This is a genomic window from Rhizobium sp. P2_G9 (genome assembly GCF_056403475.1).
In genome coordinates, this window is the sequence record NZ_JBFUFK010000088.1 from 1 (window position 1) to 15,203 (window position 15,203).

Consider the following 15,203-nt stretch of genomic DNA (forward strand, 5'->3'; position numbering starts at 1 on the left):
CTGCTGGACACCTGTCGAGCGATATCGTCTTGCGTGGATGGAAGTGCCTGACTTTGCCATGTCTTCTGGAGAGCCGGATGCGTAACGAAAGGCGCACGTCCGGTTCGGCGAGAGGCGATGCGAGACCTGCCGCCGCAATGCGGTAAGGCRCGCATCGCCTACTCATCCCACTTATCTGAAAGTCCGGCGCGGCGGGCGCATTGTCTCCGTCGCCGTCATCATCGCGGTCGGCGTCAACACCGACGGCCGGCGCGAGGTGCTGGGCATACCTTTCGTCGCTCTATCGCTCGCACCGCATTTGGTGGAACTGTCGATTGGAAGAAATCGACGCTGATGGGAATTTGAATTTTATCTTTGTTTTTAAGCAGCACTTATCAGGCATTTATTCGAGATTGTCCTGGCCTTGCACGAAATCAAACGTGCCACGACTCGCCCGCTCGCGCGCTTGCTCAGGCGGCCTGGACCGGCCTCACCGACTCATCGCTCAGCGGCGATTTGGTGACTATGCCATCTTCGATGGAAAGCACGCTGCGGAAGAATTCTCCATTTCTGGGCGATTTCGGGGGGGGTGTGCCGTGCATGACGCTGACGACGGTAATGCCCGGGCAAATATTCCTTACTGCCTCGTGAAAAGCGATGACAGCCTGATTGTCGAGGGCACTGGTCGATTCGTCCAGCAGCAGCAGCCCTGGCCGCATCAGCAGAATGCGCGCCAGAACGAGCTTTTGCTTCTGGCCGCCGGAAAGCAGGAGGTCCCAGCTCTGATTGGCCCGTCCGTCGGCTGCAAGATCGATGGCGAATTCAGCGAGACCTGCTTCTGACAGAGCTGCAATGACTTCGGCGTCCGTATAGCCATACGCTTGCTCCGGCAGGCAGACGAGTTCCTTCAGCGATAGCGGGGGCAATTTCACGTCCTGCGCCGCGTAGTAGACACGCTCTTCCTGAGGCAGCACGACAGTTCCGCAGCCATGCGGCCAGAGCCCGTTGATTGCCTTGAGCATGGACGATTTGCCGCTGCCAGACACGCCGACCAGGAGTGCCCATTCACCGCGTTCGACATGCAGGTGACCCGCTTCAAGAAATGCCTCGTCATTACCTGGATGCATCAGCTGCAGGTTTCGGATCGTCAGGCCGAATCCGGGGTCCTGATTTTCATAACAAAATTCGGAGCGCCCGCTGCGGGAATAGAAGTTGCAAGGCTGCTGCACGTCCTCGATTGAGGTTGCAAGGCCGGTTATGCGTAGGGCATTCGCCCTTAATTGAGCAATATCCGGCATGACCTGGATGAACCAGGAAAAATCACTGATGATCGCATTGGCAAGCTCGGCACCGGTGACATATTCCTGAAAATTGATGCTGCCGTGGACATAGGGCAAGAAACCCGGCGCATACGCAACGATGCGTGAGCCCATGAAGCTGTAGACAAGTTGGAAGCCCATATAGCTCGCGCTCAGCACGTTAAGGCCGGCCCAGTTGCGGTCGATGTCGACATAAAGCTGTCGGTGAATATCTCTCTGCGCGCGCTCTCCGTTCGTGGCGGCCACATGGAAACTGCGATGGAAGAGTGTCGTCAAGGCTCGACGATAGCTCCCCTCCGCCGACTGCATCTTGACATTCAGGGTCTGCAGCATCGCACCGAGCTTGACGGCAAGAAGGGTGCTGATCGGCACATAGACAATGACAGCCGCGACCGTAAGGCAGGCACTGCCGTAATTTCCAAGCCTGTCCAGTCCGCTGACCGGTGTTGATGTCTCCATGATTTTGCCGCCGACGAAGAGAAGCGACAACAGGACGCCTGCAATCCCCATGGCAAGGCCGATGGCGCCTCCGGCCATCCCCTTGATGGACTCCTGGATGCGCTGGTCGATGTTATCAGGCGCTTGGGCGGAGGCGGTGATGGCGTCTGCCGCTCCGTGCTGCAAATGCAAATGGGTGTGATTGCTGTCGAGCAGCGCGTCGTTGAAGCGCCGGTCGAGCCATGCACGCCATTTGCGGTGCAGCGTTGTGGAGAAAAAGTGGCGCAGCGACGTGAACCCGATTTCTTTCGTCACGACGATTGCCGAGAGCGTCGCCGCAGTCGCTAGAATAATTGCGGGTGTGCTCGGATGTACCGGGTTTTGAAGAGAGGCAATTGCACTGACAAGCTGTCCGGACGCCTCGGCAAACCAGACGCTTGCGATCGACGACAGGGCGGTGAGCAGGACGATAACTGCCGTCAATCCCCAGGCTTCCCAACGATTGCCGGAACGCCAGTAGGCGCACAGCAACCCCCAAAAGGTCTGCATCGATGAAACTGGGGTTGGCCTAGCCAGGCTTTTTCGTTTCCGATCTTCTGGATGCAAATCCCACTTATCCGCGCCTGATTTCATCAAGTCTCCCCCTGTCGACACAACTGTCCAACAGTCGATTATCTGCCACCGGGTATGCGTCGAAAAACCTCAAGCTTCCGACGCGCGGGCAGAGGTGCTGATTTACCTGCTGGCGCACGCGGTCGCGACCGAAGAGTATTGTCGAATATGCTTTTCTAAGCTTGCCCTTGCCTGACACAGTCTCCGCCATCAACCTTGCCGGTCGATTTTCGAGATCGCATCGCTGGCGCTTCAAACCGTGGCGATCCAGCATTCCTTCTTCTATTGGGGGCGTCTGTTCACGCGCAGTTCCACCCGAATATGACATCCGCCATCATACCTACGCCACGTTACGAGGTGTCGGCCGGATCAAAAAGGACATAGCTAATCATCCCTTGCCAAAGGATGGCTGTCTTTGCGTTATATCAAGTTCGATTGAATTTACGCAAGTAAGTCCCGAGAGTGCTGGCCACCGCCGCGCCATCGGCCCAATAGAGCGCAGGGCTATGAACTGCTCGCACAACCCGAAAAATTTCGGTTGAAGCTTTCGTGCTCGACATAAGACGACCTACCTTGAAGCAGCGGGTTTTGTTCAGGCGGCGATGCCCGACGCTTCCAGCAGCCGTGAAAACTGACCGCTGGAACGTTGCAAAGTTTGATAGCTGCCAGACTCGACGATCCTGCCCTCGTTAAGAACGAGGACGAGGTCCGCATCGCGCACAGTGGACAGCCGGTGCGCAATGATGAAAGTCGTTCGGTCATTGGTCATATGATCCAACGCGTCCTTGACCAACGCCTCTGTTTCGACATCGAGCGCCGACGTTGCCTCGTCCAGCACCAGGATTGGCGCCGCCTTGAGGATGGCGCGTGCGATCGCGATCCGCTGGCGCTCGCCCCCTGAGAGTTTGCCGCCGCGATCTCCTACGACGGCGTCGTAACCTTCTGGACGCCGGCGGATGAAGTCGTCGGCCGCCGCAGCGGCGGCGGCCACCCGTACATCGTCAAGCGATGCGTCGTCTCGCCCCAAACGAATGTTTTGTGCGATTGATCGATTGAGCAGGCCTGCGTCCTGCATGACCACCGAGACATGATCGCGGATCGAGGCGCGCGAAACAGTGGCGATATCGACGCCGTCGATCAATATCATGCCCGCGACAGGGTCGTATATGCGCTGCAGGAGGTTGACGACCGTTGTCTTACCGGCGCCCGTCGGGCCGACAATCGCAATCGTTTGACCAGGTTCGGCCACAAAAGAGAGGCCTCTGGCTCCCCAGCTACCGTCTTCGTATTGGAACGATACGTCTCGGAACTCGACTCGGCCCCTGACGCGATGGATGGCAGGTCCGTTGTCAGCACTGCGCAGCGTCTCGGCTTCATATTGAAGGCCGATGAACTCTTCGAGCTTCGCGCTCGCTTCGAACGTTTGGGCCGCGAAGGCCCGGACTTGATCGAGACGCGCAATCATCATTGTCGCGAACCCGATGAACGTGACGATCTCGCCGACAGAGAGTTCGCCGCTATGGACCAATCTCACACCTGTGAGCAGGATTGCCGTCATCGAAATCGTCGCCGCCATCCGATTGAAAACGGAGGCTATGGCCCACCAGTCAAGCACAGGAAATTGCGCGTCGAGGAGTGCCTGGATGTACCCGCGCAAAATGTTGGCTTCGACTTCGACGCGGTTGAAGGCGTGAAGGACCGTGACATTGTTAATGGTGTCGCTCATATGCAGGAAGACGTTGTGGTAGTGCCGCTCCACGACGCTCTGGCCATCTTTCGTACGCGCCATGACCGTCCTGCCGACCCACCAATAGACCAAGCCCAACGCAAGCAGGATCAGACCCAGCCAAAGGTTCGTGACCAGCGCGGTTGGAATGAGTAGCGCCAATGCCACGAATGTCGCCAAGTGCGAACGCATGAATTCTAACCAGATGTTGAATAGAGACTCGCACGCGCGAACAAGAGTTTGGAAGACATTCGATGAGCCCCGTCGGTTATGCCAGGTGACTGGCATCGCGACCAGGTTTTCGAAAGAAACGGCGAGGATTTCGGCCCGGCACTTGTGCGCGAGCCTGTCCGCGGAGCGCGCCGTCAGCACGTAAAAGGCAGTACTAACGACAGCGAAGGAGATCCATAGGAACAGAGATGACAGTTCATGGTTGCGCCGGGAAATCGCATCGATGATATGACCGAACAGAATAGGTTCGAGTACCGCGCCCCCGGCAAGAAGCAGATTAGCGAGCACGATCATGGTCACGTGGAATTTGAAGCGACCGAGAGGCCGGAGCGACTTCAGATAAATCTGAACGAGCGTCACTGACTTGCCTCGTGTGCAAGAGGGGAAAAGCGTCTATGGAACGGTTCGAAATAGCAAATGTTCCTCGACTGCCAATCACGTGACATCGCGGCGCGGGGTTCGGTTCTTGATCGAACGCGCGGGGGGCTATGCCAAGAAAGAATTTGACCAGATAGGTCATTGGCGTCGGACAGGTTTTCATCACCCCGTAGTTACCCGCTAATTTGTCCGAATCTCTCACAATGTCGCACCAGATGCGATCCCGCCCTCGCGGCCACGCTGATCCTGTTCCTGATCGGCCTCGCCGCCGTCCTGTCATATCTCGTTCTCTGAAGCGGCAGGAGCATGGCGTGCGCGTCGGCCACTCATCGCTAGCTAGCACAAGATAACCTGCAAACCTGCCAAGGCGGAACCGGCCAGGATGCCGAGCTTGGCATGGTCCTGTGGCGCACGGTCGCCAAAGGCGAGCAGGCTGACAAACAGGGCCATGGTGAAGCCGATCCCGCAGAGCAACGCGACGCCGAATGTCTGACCCCAACTCGCCGATGCCGGAAGGTCGGCGACGTCCGTTTTCACCATCAACCAGACGGAACCGAAGACTCCGACCATCTTCCCGAGCAAGAGGCCGAGACCAACGCCCAGAGTCACCGGTTCCGCGAAAGACGCCGCGGTGACGCCGGAAAACGATAGCCCGGCATTGGCGAAACCGAACACAGGAACGATGACGAAGGACACCGGCCGGTGGAGCAAATGCTCAAGCCGATGGAGAGGGGATTCCGCTTCGGATGCCTCCGGCGTGCCGGGCGTTCGCTTGATCGGAATGGTCAGGGCCAACAGCACGCCCGAGATCGTCGCATGCACGCCGGACATGAACACGAAGAGCCACAGGACAATGCCAAGCATAATGTACGGAAATAAGGGATTGACCCTTAGCCTGCCGATGGCCAGTAGCGCGACGAACACGACGCCCGCTCCGCCGAGCGCCCACAAGTCAAGTCCGGAGGTGTAAAAGAACGCGATGACGACGACGGCCCCGAGATCGTCGATGATAGCCAGCGCCGCGAGAAAGACCTTGAGCGAGACCGGCACCCGCGACCCGAGGAGCGACAAGATGCCGAGGGCAAATGCGATATCGGTCGCAGCAGGGACGGCCCAGCCATGTGCCGTCGCGGGATAGTTTCCATTGAACACGATGTAGATGAGGGCTGGCACGATAATGCCGCCGAGAGCCGCTCCTCCGGGCAGGACACGGCGGGGCCATGATGATAACTGGCCGTCGACGATCTCACGCTTGATCTCAAGGCCGTTTAGAAGGAAAAACAGCGCCATCAGGGCATCGTTGATCGAGTGCTGGACGCTAAGCGGGCCCAGATGAGCGTGCAACATCTCGAAGTAGGCCGCCGCGAGCGGAGAATTCGCTGTCACGATCGCCAGCGCGGCGACGGCCATGAGAAGCAGACCAGCAGACGCTTCGTTGTCAAGGAAACGTCTGAACGTGGACCGGATGCGGCCCTTGGACATAGTCGAAGACACGGGTTCGCACTCCTTGCGAGAGGTTGATCGAAGTCTCCGTCGATTTCGGGGAATCCCGCAGCGCACGCAGCACACGCTTCAATCACTGTAGCCGTGAAGCTGGAGGAAACCCAGTCATAGGCAAAGCCTTGCCGATGACCAGCCGACGATCGGCGACATTCGGTGGCAATGTTCCGTCGATATCCGGCCTCACACTGGCCGCACTGCGATTGGCCTCTCGGCCGGCCGGCGATCTCAATCTGGTTCGCGGCGTTCTTCTCGAGGCCCTAGACCATGTCGACCACGCACAAGGATGAGCATCCTCGGCACCTGGAAGCCGCATCGACCAGCCTGCCGGCCAGCATGGAACGATAGTTCATGACCCTATCAGGCGCGGCATCAAACCAACGATCAGCGTCGGCATATCGAACGGCCGCGAGGAGACCACTTTGGCCAGATGTACCTAGCGACACAAAATGCCAGCCGCACCAAAGCTTCGGTCAATGCCGGCCGGTCAAAAAGGGCCTTCACAGACAACCCAACTCGCGGCGAGAACCTTCTTCCAAACTCCGTCAACGAGGTCCGCAAAGCTCGTTCCCGCCACACGCTATCCATCGCTGCGGCTAAATCCCCATAGTGCCACACAACCCGCGCCTTCGTTCAATCCGGCTTCAATGAGGTCCGATCAGCGAATGCTGCATCCAAAGCGGCCGGACCTCACAGAACCCTCCAGATTCCCAAATCGGCATTTGAATGATTCATAGGGCGTAAGCTTTTGATAGGAGTTGACGCCGATGCGCCGCTACGCCCTTCGTGACGATCAATGGGAACGGATCGAGCAGCTTTTGCCAGGCAAGGTGTCAGACAGAGGCGTGACGGCGAGTGATAACCGGCTGTTCGTCGACGCCGTTTTGTATCGTTACCGGGCTGGCATACCGTGGCGGGATTTGCCTTGTCGCTTTGGCGATTTCCGGGTCGTTCACACACGCCATATGCGCTGGAGCCGCAAAGGCGTTTGGGAAAGTATTTTCAAAGTATTGGCGCAGGATGCCGACAACGAATACGCGATGATCGACAGCACGATCGTGCGGGCGCATCAGCATTCGGCGGGCGCAAAAGGCTCGTCGAAAAAAATGAATGTATCGGCCGCTCACGCGGCGGCTTGAGCACAAAGGTTCACGCGCTCTGCGATGCATTGGGAAATCCGCTCGGGTTTCATCTGACGCCAGGGCAAGCCTGCGACCTGGATGGCGCCGACGTTCTGCTCGGCGGGATCGAGGCGGAGATTCTGATCGCCGACAAGGGCTATGATGCGGACGAACGGGTCATCCAGCGGCTCCAAGCCGCCGAAATAGAACCCGTCATCCCGCCGAAATCGAACCGGAAACAGCCACGCGACTATGACAAGGCGCTCTACAAGGCCCGCCATCTCATCGAGAATTTCTTCGAAAAACTAAAACATTACAGAGCTATAGCCACGCGCTACGACAAAACCGCTGCGGCCTTCCTCGGCGCAATCCACTTGGCAGCATCAATCGTCTGGCTCAATTGATGACGCTGCCTAACATATTTACGAAAGCTAAAGGATCAACGGCCAATTCTGGTGGCGACATCACGGTCGGCAACACCGATGCCCTGGCGTTTTTCCAGGCCAACACCAATGCCAAGTTCGCATCCTATGAGCGGGCAATAAGTTTTCCTCCCACGTCAATTTTTCCGCCACCGTGCCCACAAGCTTCCTAAACATTATCGGCATCAAATCGATCGACGTCGCCGGCGTTGCCACCGGCAGTTATATACCGGCGACATATGTTGATTTTTACCTGATGCTCGACAACTCGCCGTCGATGGGGCTGGGTGCCACGGATACAGACATCAGCTCGCTGGAGTCCAATACGTCGGACACTTGTGCTTTCGCCTTGCATATCGATGTGCTGCCCTGTCGAGCGACATGGACGACGTCGCAACCAAGACTTCGACAATCGACCTCATGTCGATTCCCAAGCAGGGTTACAACATCGACCAGCAGACCGATTTCGAACTAATGCTCGGCCAGTTGAAGACAACGATTGGCACGAGCGGGCAGGGTTACACGGCGACGGATCCGCAGAAAGTGCTGTTCTTCGTCTCGGACGGTGTTAACGACAGCTACAAACCCACTGGCTGTCTCAAGACCACGACCAGCGGCCGCTGCCAGGCGCCCATCGATTTCGGTATTTGCACAAAAATCAAAGCCGCGGGCGTCCGGATCGCAGTGCTACACCACCTACCGGCCGATCAATAAAAACTCATGGTATGATACCTGGATCAAGCCCTGACGCACCGAGATCAACCCACAGACGAAGGCGTGCGCCTCCGATGGTCTGTTCCTCGAAGTGACGCCATTTCAGGGTAATACGGGCGCCATGAATGCTCTGTTTCTGAAGGTAGTCAAGTACCCCAGCCTCACGGGTTGAAGCCGGCTAACTTTTCTCAAAGCTGCGTCGTCATGATGCGGTTCAGAGGTCGGCGATCTTTGACGGCTGCCCGTGTCAAAACAGTGTGACCGTGCCCATGCGATTAGCGCATATGGAGAAATCCGGCCAGCGGAACATTTCCTATCCACTGCGGTTGAGCGTGCAGACTAAGAGACGCTAGCCCAGCGCAGGAGATAATCCATGCCAGAAACCACTGACACAGCAGCCACAGCCACGAACCCATTGAGCGACGCAGTCCAGAGCGGACCGGCGGGCCTCAACGATCTGAAAAACAAGGTCAGCGATGATTTGAGCGCTGCCACTGACGTCGTCAAGGCCGACGCAAATACTGCGATGCAGAAGGTCCAGGAGACGGTAGCGGAGCAAACCGGCTTTGCCGCCCGCCAGGTCGGCGGCATCGCGACGGCGCTGCAAAAGGTCGGCGCGGAACTTGAACAGAGCGACCAGCCCCAAATCGGGCGCTACGCCAGACAGATCGGCGAGAGCGTTCAAGCAATCGCAAAGAATATCGAAGGCCGCGATCTCGGCGAGATCGCTGGCATGGCCGAGGATTTTGGTCGTAAACAGCCCCTCGCCTTCCTGAGTGTGGCGGCTCTTGCGGGGCTTGCTGCCAGTCGGTTTTTCACTGCGTCGGCGAAACGGCCGGAAACGACCAAAACGCAAGAGTCAAGCCAGGTCGGCTCTACCCAGATGAGTACATCGTCGTCCGCTGTAGGAGGTATTGTCAATGGCTGATCCGAACAACAATCCACCGCTTTCCGAATTGATCGGCGGCCTCGTTTCCGACGTGTCGGGCCTCCTGCGCAAGGAAATCGATCTCGCTAAGACGGAGGCGTCTGAGAAAATTTCAAGCGCCCTGAGCGGCGTCGAAGTCATGGTTGTTGGCCTCGCCCTCGCCATCGGTGCTTTGGGCGTTCTTCTCAGTGCCTTGGTCAGCGGGCTCGCGCTGATTTTGGTCCACAATGGAATGACGCCGATCGGCGCCAACGCGTTGGCAGCGCTCATCGTCGGTGTCGTCAGCGGCCTGATCGCCTGGTTGTTCGTGTCGAAAGGCATAGCTGCGTTGCGCGCCTCCAACCTCAAACTTGATCGCACGGCAACATCCCTTCGTCGGGATGCCGACGTGGTAAAGGAGAAAATTCAATGAATGCCTCGTCCGAGAAATCCTCCGCCGACATCCAGCGCGAAATCGACGCCGATCGCCAAAGGATCGGAGCTCGCATCGACGCCATCCAGGAACGTATGTCACCGGGCCAACTCGTTGACGAGGTGCTGGCTTACGCCAAGGGAAGCGGCGGCGCTGAATATGTCAGCAATCTTGGCACAGCGCTGAAGGCTAATCCTTTGCCTGTCGCCCTGATCGGCGTGAGTCTCGCGTGGCTTGTCGCCAAGCAGGGCACAACGACCGCGGCCAGCCCGACTCCCGCGGTTGAAGAAGCGTATCCTCTGTATCGTGCACAAGGCGCGATACGACGCGTTGGACCGCCAGATGAAGTTGACGGCGAGCGCTACAGCCATTTCGTCGATGACGCCGGCACCCGCTTCAAAGCTCTCACAGATGAGGTTGGAAATCGCGCTGGTAACTTCATTGACGCCACCGGCAGGACATATCGGGGCTTTGCAGACGCCACGGGCAAGCAACTCTCCAACATTTCGGATGATGCAGGGGCCTTGCTTGATGCTTCGACTGGCTGGGCCTCGGACACCTGGCAGCAAATCAAAGACACGGCCGGCGCCGTTGCACAGAAGGTCAGCGGAACGACAAGCGCAGTCTCGGTTTYGGCTTCGAACGTCGGGGCCTCCCTTCAAGACCAGTCGGCGCAACTGACTGCGACTATCCTTCGGCAATTTCGCGACCAGCCTCTCGTCGGCGGTGCTCTCGCCTTTGCCGTTGGTGCCGCGATTGGTGCAACCCTGCCGCACACAGCAAAAGAGGATGAGATCCTTGGTGAGGCTGCTGACTCTTTGAAGGCCGATGTGGCTGACCAGGCCGCAGGCATGGTCGAGCAGGGCAAGAACCTGGCTTCGGATGCCTATGGCAAGGTGGTCTCCGTGGCCTCCGATCTTCACGACACCGCCAAAGATCGCGTTCTTTCGGATATGAACGAGGCGAAGAATCAAAACCCCGCGACCTGAAATCAAATGGAGGCGCGGTCCATCACGCGATCGCGCCTCGCCTAGCTATGTTGTCCCATTGCGTTGATGCATCGATCAATGAATGAACGGATTTCAGTCTTGAAGGATGTGTCTATTCGGTAGCTGTCACGCACCGGACGGATTTCGGGCGCGCGCATGACAGCATGCGATTGAGGGCGGCGCAGCCGATGGCTACCTCCGTCTGTTGCGCGCCGAGTGAGCGCGCTCGCAGTCGAGGTCAGACGATCAATTTGTATCTGCCGGTGGCGGTCTCGACCAGCGAACGCTTGCCATAACCGGTCGTTGCTTGCCATTTCATCCGTCCGTCCGCCCTGATCGCTTCGATGTGTCGGTCTCGCTGACAGCAGAGATCAGTGTCTGCCCGTCCCACCGCATTGGCGCGTGGCGGAATGACCACCGTGGCGCCTACGCTATGCTTCGTGACGGTGTCATAGGTCGGGTGGCCGTCGTAAGCGTCATCGGCCGGGAACTGGGCGATGGGGTCGTCGATCTGGTCGAGCAACATCTCCACCTGCGAGGCGTCGCCGGATCTGAACGACTAGGAGCGCACGCGATAACGCTCACTTGGGGCGAACTACCACATTACCGTTCGAGAGGCTGCGGCGGAACTCCTCCGACGTTGGCCATGGGGATAAGCATTACTTTATACCGGCTATCCAACTGTGCGAAACCATACACGATCGCATAGACGGTGCTTTTGTAGGATTTCAGTAATAACTTCGGCAATATTATAGGATATTCTTTAAGGTGGATTTGCAACGAAGAGATATACAGTTGAACGCCGCAACTTTAGAAGGGTAAATTAAGGCTGCAGGCGTGGCATTCATCAGCCTGCACCGGGTTCACGAGAAAGATTTCGATTTCGCATTACTGATTGATCGTGCTCAGACCAACGCTATGGAAGCATACGCTGCGCTCGCCGCTGCTTTTGCTGTGTGTCAGCTGGACGTAAATCCTATGCGGATTGTCTTGGAGTGGGGAACCTGAGAAAAAGTCTTCCAGCTAGAGGGTTATTCGATCGGTCACAGCGTCTTGCTAGACGAATTCTGACCCAAGCAGGGAGCCCAAAAAATGCATTTGGCCGTGGTAATTCAACGCTTTGCGGCTGATCAGCTTGAGCGAACTAACGCTTCATGATCTGGTGCGGCGTCACCACACACTTAAGGCTGGGCTGGAATATGGGCTGCCGACGTGACCTTATATTCGTAGCTTCCGTTTGGGCGCCGGCGCCGTAAAGCCTGGGTGAAAATCAGCCAGACGCCGGCTATGTCTCTGCGAGGCCAAAGGACGAGAGTATATTCCCAACGGCCGACTGAAGCAGCTTCACGATCGGAATTGATAGCCATCGATGTATTCCGTTGATATCAGAGGCTAACCAGCTCAACGATATTGAGCTTTAGGTATATTTATAGCACAGAAAAGTAAATTTGACTTACAGTAATTCACTAAGTGTCTAACGATCTAATCTCATGATCACGGCGTTGGCCCGCTGTTGCTACCGCCACGATTGCTGCGTTTGGAAATGGGAAGCAACCCGATGCCTGTACCGCTGTCCTCGCCGAGTAACGGGGCGGCATTTGAATTGTCCACGTGTGACCGGAAGCGGCTTGATGACCGATAGAGACCTCGGCAATGGCCCTTCTGGCTGGGAAATCGCGCGGCGAGCGCGCCAGCTGAGCCCCGTCCTCCCGGTGGTCTACATGAGTGGTGCAAGTCACGCTATCAGGCAAGGCGGCATTCAGCGGCACCGGCAATGCGCTTGCCAATCACATCACCGGCAATGTGGGCGCCAACAAGCTCAGTGGTCTTGCCGGTGCTGATACCCTGGCGGGCGGTAAGGGCAGTGACACGCTTTATGGCGGGGCGGATGCAGACCGTTTCGTCTTCAAGGCGGGCGACGGCGCCGACACGATCAAGGATTTTGATGGCAAGGGTTCGGACCACGATGTCATCGATCTCAGCGACGTTCGGGGCTCACGAATTTCGCCGATCTCAAAGCCCATCATATGGAGCAGTCCGGTTCATCGGTGGTGATCGACTTTACCGCTCACGATTCCATCGCGCTGGACGGCCTGAAACTAAGGGAATTAGCCGCCGCCGATTTTATTTTCTGAACCTGGGTCCGCATTTGAGAACCGCCAACGTTCACTACAGCGTCCAATAAACCATCCCCGCCCCAAGGGGCAGGGTACCCGCCACCCGATCAGTTGTCGTCTTCGGCCGCATCGCTTTATGCGAGGCCGCGTTCAAAAAGTCACTTCAAGACTATGTCACAAAATTACAATTCGCCAAAACGTCAAAAGCCGCACAGAACAAAATGTGTCGATAGGTCGCGATCTCCACCGAACGGTGGAAGACGGTTCTGATGCCTGATCTACCGTCACGCCTGAGCTTGGCAAGGGCTGCACGATGGACGAATCCGATCCTTCTGTCAGAAAATGCCGATGAGCAGATAGACAGCGACCCGCCGCAGTCTTTCCGCGCTGACTGAGTCCAACTTAAGCCGGATGACGCCACGCAAACCGAATTGAAGGAGTTTGAAGGGCTGACTTTCGACACATTCCAACAATGGCATATCCTTGGAGGCAAATGTGTTCGATGCAACCATCAGGGACGGGTGAACAAATACGACTTAATGAAGCGTTGGGATGACCATTATCTAATCACACTCCAACCGCTACTTCGATGCACGAAGTGCCAAAACAAGGGCGACAACAAATGGATCGTCGGGCGAATGCCGCGCGACTGAGAGCCGATGCCCAAAATGCCGAACTTTCCGATACTTCGTGCGCCTAAGAAAAAGTCCGCGACTCTGTTGCCGCGATTTGCGTTAAAATATCCTCGATGGCGCCGGCCGGCATACCGGCATCGTTTGGCTGTTTGCCATCGCCCGCATCACTTGCATCCCGGGTGAAATCAAATTGCCGAATGATTTCCCGCAGGAATTTTGGAGAAGGCCAATTGTTTGGATGAAAATCGTAGACCTGCCCGACGATTTGCCACCTTTGTTCGGATAAGAACAAATCTCTGAATATCCAAATCCCAACCGCATCGCGAGGTTCGGGCGCAAGGTACGTATCGCCATCAGGCATAGTTGGGTGTATTTTGTTATAAAAATATCCGATCAATACTTTTCCGCCTTTTGCCACTCCCGCGACCACGCCAAGGCAAAAGCCCTTTCCATCATTGAGCGGAATAGCAAAAACATCACCCAACTTGTATGGCAGCTTACGCATCAGCAGGAGTCTCCTTCGCACTACAAACATCTGCCAAGAAACAAAGTTCGCGCCGCAAAAAAATTCTTTTTCTTGTTTGCAAAGGCCTCAAGCCTTCGAATGGAGACATTCGCTTGCCTCACATTCCGGGCGCAATTAGTTTATCTCATGGCTATGTAATAAAATGACTGCTTTTTTAGATATGGTAAATACGATAAAGGGCTGCCTTCTTGTACTTGCTGTACATGTGCATTTGGCTATTCGAGATTTTTCAGTTTCGGGTTAAGCCTTCGGCTTGACACACTGGCGCGCCTCAATCGGATATTTGCAAATAGCTATATCCGACGGAATAGGCGCAAGGGCATATGATAATAGTAATCGCGCCGACTTTGGCGAAAAGGCAATCCATACCAATGGTCATATCGCGCATCGTCATCACGTGCTTGTTTTCGGCAGTCGCAAGCATGTCCGGCACCCTCTCCGCCACAAACCTCTGATAACCAATTGAAATAACACATATGTTTTTGAATATCTGGAAGTCTTTCCCACTTTATTTCCCACTTCCTACGTTTTCGATGTCATGTCGAGCAGCACTGCCCTACTCCCGGTCGGCACCCTTTCCAGCATACCCTACCTTCGAGTTCGGTAGCAAAACAGCAGCTAGTCAGACCTCTAGCCCGGATATCTCACACTATGTTGGTGCATCGGGGCGGAGAATCTGAGAAAGTTGTTTTACCAGAACGACTTAAGTCAGGTTCAAAGGAATCCCCGATGCCGACAGAGTGTAGCGCAAAGTCATTCGAATTTGCCAGCATTGAATCGCGTGCGGTGGTGGCCGCATTTGATGGTGGAGCGATCAGCAGCGACGCCGGCAGTCTGCTGCTGGGGGCGACGGATCGGGCGATCCGGCTGGTGGAGCGCTTCTCCAGCTGCTTTGCCGATCATCGCCGTGCGGGGCTGATCGAGCACGACGTGTCCACCTTGGTGAGCCAGCGGATATTCGGGCTCGCGCTTGGCTATGAAGATCTCAACGATCATGATGAATTGCGCCACGACCCTGTCATGGCGACGTTGGTCGGCAAGCTTGAGGCGAAGCGTTCGGATTGTGCGCCGCTGGCCGGCAAAAGCACGCTCAACCGGCTGGAACTGTCGCGATCCGAGCCAACGCGCTACCACAAGATCAGTCATAATCCTGAGG

At 56.6% G+C, this 15,203-nt stretch carries 11 protein-coding genes and 3 pseudogenes; 8 read left to right on the forward strand and 6 right to left on the reverse strand.

Annotated elements, in window-relative coordinates; translation table 11 throughout:
• Nucleotides 1–169: 169 nt before the first annotated feature.
• Nucleotides 170–268 (forward strand): annotated as a pseudogene (locus AC1DYF_RS38930) (transposase); the annotation flags it as partial.
• Nucleotides 269–449: 181 nt separating this feature from the next.
• Here AC1DYF_RS38930 and AC1DYF_RS38935 read toward each other — a convergent pair.
• From AC1DYF_RS38935 to nhaA, 3 genes are all read right to left on the reverse strand, one after another.
• On the reverse strand, nt 450–2,369 hold the full coding sequence (locus tag AC1DYF_RS38935; RefSeq protein WP_477884105.1) for an ABC transporter ATP-binding protein/permease: 1,920 nt from the start codon (nt 2,367–2,369) through the stop codon (nt 450–452).
• A gap of 571 nt (nt 2,370–2,940) precedes the next feature.
• Nucleotides 2,941–4,665: a glucan ABC transporter ATP-binding protein/ permease gene (locus AC1DYF_RS38940; RefSeq protein WP_477884107.1), complete on the reverse strand. Its 1,725-nt coding sequence runs from the start codon at nt 4,663–4,665 to the stop codon at nt 2,941–2,943.
• A 354-nt stretch (nt 4,666–5,019) separates the two neighbouring features.
• Nucleotides 5,020–6,177, reverse strand: coding sequence for a Na+/H+ antiporter NhaA (gene nhaA / locus AC1DYF_RS38945; RefSeq protein WP_477884123.1), 1,158 nt, complete (start codon nt 6,175–6,177; stop codon nt 5,020–5,022).
• A gap of 773 nt (nt 6,178–6,950) precedes the next feature.
• On the opposite strand from nhaA, the pseudogene AC1DYF_RS38950 reads away from it, so the two are divergent.
• Nucleotides 6,951–7,708 (forward strand): annotated as a pseudogene (locus AC1DYF_RS38950) (IS5 family transposase).
• On the opposite strand, the gene AC1DYF_RS38955 reads toward AC1DYF_RS38950, so the two are convergent.
• The gene (locus AC1DYF_RS38955; protein WP_477884109.1) at nt 7,701–7,823 is read right to left on the reverse strand and encodes a hypothetical protein; all 123 of its coding nucleotides are present in this window, start codon (nt 7,821–7,823) and stop codon (nt 7,701–7,703) included. The pseudogene AC1DYF_RS38950 and the gene AC1DYF_RS38955 sit on opposite strands and share 8 nt — an antisense overlap.
• 284 nt (nt 7,824–8,107) lie before the next feature.
• Between AC1DYF_RS38955 and AC1DYF_RS38960 the strand changes: the two genes are divergently transcribed.
• The 4 genes from AC1DYF_RS38960 to AC1DYF_RS38975 all read left to right on the forward strand — a co-directional run bounded on the left by AC1DYF_RS38960 (nt 8,108) and on the right by AC1DYF_RS38975 (nt 10,769).
• Nucleotides 8,108–8,440 (forward strand): hypothetical protein, encoded by a 333-nt coding sequence (locus AC1DYF_RS38960; RefSeq protein ID WP_477884111.1) that lies wholly within the window; start codon nt 8,108–8,110, stop codon nt 8,438–8,440.
• A 373-nt stretch (nt 8,441–8,813) separates the two neighbouring features.
• Nucleotides 8,814–9,368 carry a nutrient deprivation-induced protein gene (locus AC1DYF_RS38965; RefSeq protein ID WP_477884113.1) on the forward strand — a complete coding sequence of 185 codons (555 nt, stop codon included), beginning with the start codon at nt 8,814–8,816 and terminating at the stop codon, nt 9,366–9,368.
• On the forward strand, nt 9,361–9,780 hold the full coding sequence (locus AC1DYF_RS38970) for a phage holin family protein (protein ID WP_477884115.1): 420 nt from the start codon (nt 9,361–9,363) through the stop codon (nt 9,778–9,780). Before AC1DYF_RS38965 ends, AC1DYF_RS38970 begins: the two co-directional genes overlap by 8 nt.
• Nucleotides 9,777–10,769, forward strand: coding sequence for a DUF3618 domain-containing protein (locus tag AC1DYF_RS38975; protein ID WP_477884117.1), 993 nt, complete (start codon nt 9,777–9,779; stop codon nt 10,767–10,769). Before AC1DYF_RS38970 ends, AC1DYF_RS38975 begins: the two co-directional genes overlap by 4 nt.
• Before the next feature lie 112 nt (nt 10,770–10,881).
• Here the strand turns inward: AC1DYF_RS38975 and AC1DYF_RS38980 are convergent.
• Nucleotides 10,882–11,319 (reverse strand): annotated as a pseudogene (locus AC1DYF_RS38980) (transposase); the annotation flags it as partial.
• A gap of 1,175 nt (nt 11,320–12,494) precedes the next feature.
• On the opposite strand from AC1DYF_RS38980, the gene AC1DYF_RS38985 reads away from it, so the two are divergent.
• The gene (locus AC1DYF_RS38985) at nt 12,495–12,824 is read left to right on the forward strand and encodes a hypothetical protein (RefSeq protein ID WP_477884119.1); all 330 of its coding nucleotides are present in this window, start codon (nt 12,495–12,497) and stop codon (nt 12,822–12,824) included.
• Between the two features lie 758 nt (nt 12,825–13,582).
• Here the strand turns inward: AC1DYF_RS38985 and AC1DYF_RS38990 are convergent.
• Complete coding sequence (locus AC1DYF_RS38990; RefSeq protein ID WP_477884121.1) at nt 13,583–14,026, reverse strand: Imm26 family immunity protein; 444 nt, start codon at nt 14,024–14,026, stop codon at nt 13,583–13,585.
• A 750-nt stretch (nt 14,027–14,776) separates the two neighbouring features.
• On the opposite strand from AC1DYF_RS38990, the gene AC1DYF_RS38995 reads away from it, so the two are divergent.
• Nucleotides 14,777–15,203 (forward strand): transposase (locus AC1DYF_RS38995; RefSeq protein ID WP_477884125.1); only part of this gene is annotated, 427 nt, incomplete at its 3' end.